Origin of the sequence: Aurantimonas sp. C2-5-R2, from assembly GCF_036549495.1 — a bacterium.
GTDB classification, from domain to species: Bacteria; Pseudomonadota; Alphaproteobacteria; order Rhizobiales; family Rhizobiaceae; genus Aurantimonas; species Aurantimonas coralicida_A.
Window position 1 is genome coordinate 1 of the sequence record NZ_JAZHLJ010000122.1, and the last position, 5,000, is coordinate 5,000.

General features: G+C 55.9%; 2 tRNA genes and 2 rRNA genes (1 of these 4 running past the window's edge). All 4 read left to right on the forward strand.

Going from position 1 to position 5,000, the window contains the following annotated elements:
- The first annotated feature begins 324 nt into the window (after nt 1-324).
- A 16S ribosomal RNA gene (locus VQ044_RS23120) occupies nt 325-1,811 on the forward strand.
- Nucleotides 1,812-2,090: 279 nt separating this feature from the next.
- Nucleotides 2,091-2,167, forward strand: a tRNA-Ile gene (locus tag VQ044_RS23125).
- Between the two features lie 244 nt (nt 2,168-2,411).
- Nucleotides 2,412-2,487, forward strand: a tRNA-Ala gene (locus tag VQ044_RS23130).
- Between the two features lie 794 nt (nt 2,488-3,281).
- Nucleotides 3,282-5,000, forward strand: a 23S ribosomal RNA gene (locus VQ044_RS23135); it runs 1,215 nt beyond the window's last position.
- The 16S and 23S rRNA genes sit together here with 2 tRNA genes alongside, the layout of an rRNA operon.

The window sequence follows — 5,000 nt, forward strand, 5'->3', positions numbered from 1 at the left end:
GCCGTGATCTTTGACAATTTGATATTGAGAAGAAAGAGAAGCGTGGGCGGCGGTAAGTCTGCGTGGAGTTTCGTGCCGATTTCCTTTTCGGTTACGAGGCATCCATGAGAGAATGAACTGATCGTTCTACGTTTCGGTATGAGAGTGTACGGCTTGGAGCTGTTTTGGGGGTGACTTCGGTTATCTCCGGGGTGGTTTCGAGCGATGGGCGTTTTTGAGGTTTTTCTGGCTTTGCAGCGATGCGGGTTGGGGAGATTTTGGGAGCGTCCTAGTAACTCTCGTCAAATGCTTTGAGACAGTGACGGTCAGGGAAAAACTCTTATCAAACCTGAGAGTTTGATCCTGGCTCAGAACGAACGCTGGCGGCAGGCTTAACACATGCAAGTCGAACGCACTCTTCGGAGTGAGTGGCAGACGGGTGAGTAACGCGTGGGAATCTACCCATCTCTACGGGATAGCTCCGGGAAACTGGAGATAATACCGTATACGTCCTGAGGGAGAAAGATTTATCGGGGATGGATGAGCCCGCGTTGGATTAGCTAGTTGGTGGGGTAATGGCCTACCAAGGCGACGATCCATAGCTGGTCTAAGAGGATGATCAGCCACATTGGGACTGAGACACGGCCCAAACTCCTACGGGAGGCAGCAGTGGGGAATATTGGACAATGGGCGCAAGCCTGATCCAGCCATGCCGCGTGAGTGATGAAGGCCCTAGGGTTGTAAAGCTCTTTCAGTGGGGACGATAATGACGGTACCCACAGAAGAAGCCCCGGCTAACTTCGTGCCAGCAGCCGCGGTAATACGAAGGGGGCTAGCGTTGTTCGGAATTACTGGGCGTAAAGCGTACGTAGGCGGACATTTAAGTCAGGGGTGAAATCCCGGGGCTCAACCCCGGAACTGCCTTTGATACTGGATGTCTTGAGTCCGGAAGAGGTGAGTGGAATTGCGAGTGTAGAGGTGAAATTCGTAGATATTCGCAGGAACACCAGTGGCGAAGGCGGCTCACTGGTCCGGTACTGACGCTGAGGTACGAAAGCGTGGGGAGCAAACAGGATTAGATACCCTGGTAGTCCACGCCGTAAACGATGGAAGCTAGCCGTCGGAGGATTTATCCTTCGGTGGCGCAGCTAACGCATTAAGCTTCCCGCCTGGGGAGTACGGTCGCAAGATTAAAACTCAAAGGAATTGACGGGGGCCCGCACAAGCGGTGGAGCATGTGGTTTAATTCGAAGCAACGCGCAGAACCTTACCAGCTCTTGACATGCCTCGACGGTTACCGGAGACGGTATCCTTCCTTCGGGACGAGTGCACAGGTGCTGCATGGCTGTCGTCAGCTCGTGTCGTGAGATGTTGGGTTAAGTCCCGCAACGAGCGCAACCCTCGCCCTTAGTTGCCAGCATTCAGTTGGGCACTCTAGGGGGACTGCCGGTGATAAGCCGAGAGGAAGGTGGGGATGACGTCAAGTCCTCATGGCCCTTACGGGCTGGGCTACACACGTGCTACAATGGCGGTGACAGTGGGCAGCCAACTCGCGAGAGTGAGCTAATCCCAAAAAACCGTCTCAGTTCGGATTGCACTCTGCAACTCGGGTGCATGAAGTTGGAATCGCTAGTAATCGTGGATCAGCATGCCACGGTGAATACGTTCCCGGGCCTTGTACACACCGCCCGTCACACCATGGGAGTTGGTTCTACCCGAAGGTGGTGCGCTAACCTCGCAAGAGGAGGCAGCCAACCACGGTAGGGTCAGCGACTGGGGTGAAGTCGTAACAAGGTAGCCGTAGGGGAACCTGCGGCTGGATCACCTCCTTTCTAAGGATGGTCCTTTAAGGCATCCGGTGGTTCTGTCTTCGGGCAGGGTCGATCGGACATCCGTATTGGACTGTTTTAGAACCAAGACGCCAATCAGTCAGAGCGGCGTCGCGCATACAAGCGCCATGCGGCCTCCTCGGAGGCTTCGTGGTCAGGCAGGCCCCGCCGCCTTCGTTTCTCTTTCTTCCCTGGATGAATTGCCGGACCGGTCGGTGTCCGACGTCGCCGCGTTGCCGGAAAGGCTGGGCGCGATGTCGGGGTCTCGAACCGCAAGGGTTCGGGCCCGTAGCTCAGCTGGTTAGAGCGCACCCCTGATAAGGGTGAGGTCGGTAGTTCGAATCTACCCGGGCCCACCACATCGGTGGCACCGTGGTGTCGATTCGAAGCGCTGAGGCTGACCGATTTGGTGGGCCCGGGTCGCTTTTGCCGGTTTGTCCGTCCTCGTCTCTTCGAGACTGCGGGCGGACGGGCACGGGCCTCGGAGCTTGCCGTTCCACAGCCGGTGCAGAAGGGTCGCCCATACAGGCCGACTGGCCGTCGCCGATCGTTCGGCGCGCCTGCGCAGCCGACGCGAAGCGTCTGGCGTGAGCAAAAAGACATGGGGCTTTAGCTCAGCTGGGAGAGCACCTGCTTTGCAAGCAGGGGGTCGTCGGTTCGATCCCGACAAGCTCCACCATTTGCCTTTGAGGTGGGTGGCGATCGGGTCGAGTGTTGTGCGGCAAATGGTGGAGCCTGTCGGGTTTTTCCATTTTTGCGCTTCCTCGGAGCTTTGCTCCTGCGGGGAGCGCGGCAAAGCTCCACACGGCGCTTTGGTCGGCGAGCGAGCATCCAGCCACAATGTGGCCATCCAGGAGAAAGAATAAGGTTTGCAGCCTTGGACGCTTGTCCGAGTGTCTGCCTGTTCTCAATTATCATCGTGAAGAAGAAGACGGATCTCGAAGATCGTCATTTTGGCCAGCTTGCTGGTCATGCCCCGCTCAGGGTTCGGACGGTCTGTCGACGAAAGGTTCCGGCACGGGTTCATCGCCCGTTTCGGTCATAACAAGCCTTTTGTCCCATGATCGGTGTTGCCTGACCGCACGCCGTCGGGGTTCGTCTCGAGAAGCTGGTCTTTCGTCGATCGGAAATTTGCCTTGCGCGTGAAACCTTTCCAAAAAGTCGAACAACTTTTTGGGGTCACGCGCTGGTTTACCCGGTCGACATGAAGAGCACCGCTGCAGGACGCTGGATGGAGTTGCACACTTCTCCGGTGTTTGCGGTGTTCGAATGAGAGTAAGCGTGAATGTTTGCCTCTCTCTTCCTTTGGTTCACACGTACGGGTCGTACTGACTTCGGCGAGTGGCCGCGCCGTCCGAAGGCATCGCAAGATGCCGGAGGCAAGCGCGACCGCGCGTCGGCTGGTCAGGCCGCGCCCGCGCAGGGTCTTCGACCCGTGAACGAGAGGAAACGGTGAGCATTGACGATGAGAATGATCAAGTGAAAGAAGGGCATTTGGTGGATGCCTTGGCATGCACAGGCGATGAAGGACGTGATACGCTGCGATAAGCCATGGGGAGCTGCGAATAAGCTTTGATCCGTGGATTTCCGAATGGGGCAACCCACCTTCGACCGCTGTTAAGTTTAAACTGCTGAGCCGTGAGGCTTTGGCGGCCGGGCGCCTTCGTTGATGAAGGGTGCACGGCAGTCAGAGGCCGACCGGCCGACGCGGCTTTTGCCGCGCCTCGCGGAGCCGATGCGCAGCATCGGGCGTGAGCGGTTTAAATTAACAGCGGTCATGAGAAGGTATCTAACTTTCGAATACATAGGGGTTAGAAGCGAACTCGGGGAACTGAAACATCTAAGTACCCGAAGGAAAGGACATCAACCGAGACTCCGTCAGTAGCGGCGAGCGAACGCGGACCAGGCCAGTGGTCATTGAAAGAAGAAGCGGAACAGGTTGGGAAACCTGGCGCAATTGGGTGATAGCCCCGTACGCGTAATGTCTTCGATGATCCTTGAGTAAGGCGGGACACGTGAAATCCTGTCTGAAATTGGGGGGACCACCCTCCAAGCCTAAGTACTCGTGCATGACCGATAGCGAACCAGTACCGTGAGGGAAAGGTGAAAAGCACCCCGACAAGGGGAGTGAAATAGTACCTGAAACCGAATGCCTACAAACAGATGGAGCCCAAGGTTCGTCCTGGGTGACATCGTACCTTTTGTATAATGGGTCAGCGACTTAGTCTGACGAGCGAGCTTAAGCCGATAGGTGGAGGCGTAGCGAAAGCGAGTCTGAACAGGGCGTTCAGTTCGTCGGATTAGACCCGAAACCGAGTGATCTAGCCATGAGCAGGTTGAAGGTGCGGTAACACGCACTGAAGGACCGAACCCATATCTGTTGCAATAGATCGGGATGACTTGTGGCTAGGGGTGAAAGGCCAATCAAACTCGGAAATAGCTGGTTCTCCGCGAAATCTATTTAGGTAGAGCGTCGGATGGACACTCCAGGGGGTAGAGCACTGGATGGGCTAGGGGGACTCACCGTCTTACCAAACCTAACCAAACTCCGAATACCTGGAAGTGATATCCGGCAGACACACGGCGGGTGCTAACGTCCGTCGTGGAAAGGGAAACAACCCTGACCACCATCTAAGGTCCCCAAGTTATGGCTAAGTGGGAAAGGATGTGAGGATCCCAAAACAACCAGGATGTTGGCTTAGAAGCAGCCATCATTTAAAGAAAGCGTAACAGCTCACTGGTCTAATTAAGGGTCTTTGCGCCGAAAATGTAACGGGGCTCAAGCCATACACCGAAGCTGTGGGTGTGTTCGATCTTCGGATCGGATACGCGGTAGCGGAGCGTTCTGTAAGCTGATGAAGGCGGACCCGTGAGGGCTGCTGGAGGTATCAGAAGTGCGAATGCTGACATGAGTAACGATAAAGGGAGTGAGAGACTCCCTCGCCGAAAGTCCAAGGGTTCCTGCTTAAAGTTAATCTGAGCAGGGTTAGCCGGCCCCTAAGGCGAGGCCGAAAGGCGTAGTCGATGGGAACCACGTTAATAATCGTGGGCCTGGTGGAGAGTGACGGATCGCGTGTATCGTAGGGTCTTATTGGATTGATCCTGCGGTGAAGCGGTTCCAGGAAATAGCCCCACCGTATAGACCGTACCCGAAACCGACACAGGTGGACTGGTAGAGTATACCAAGGCGCT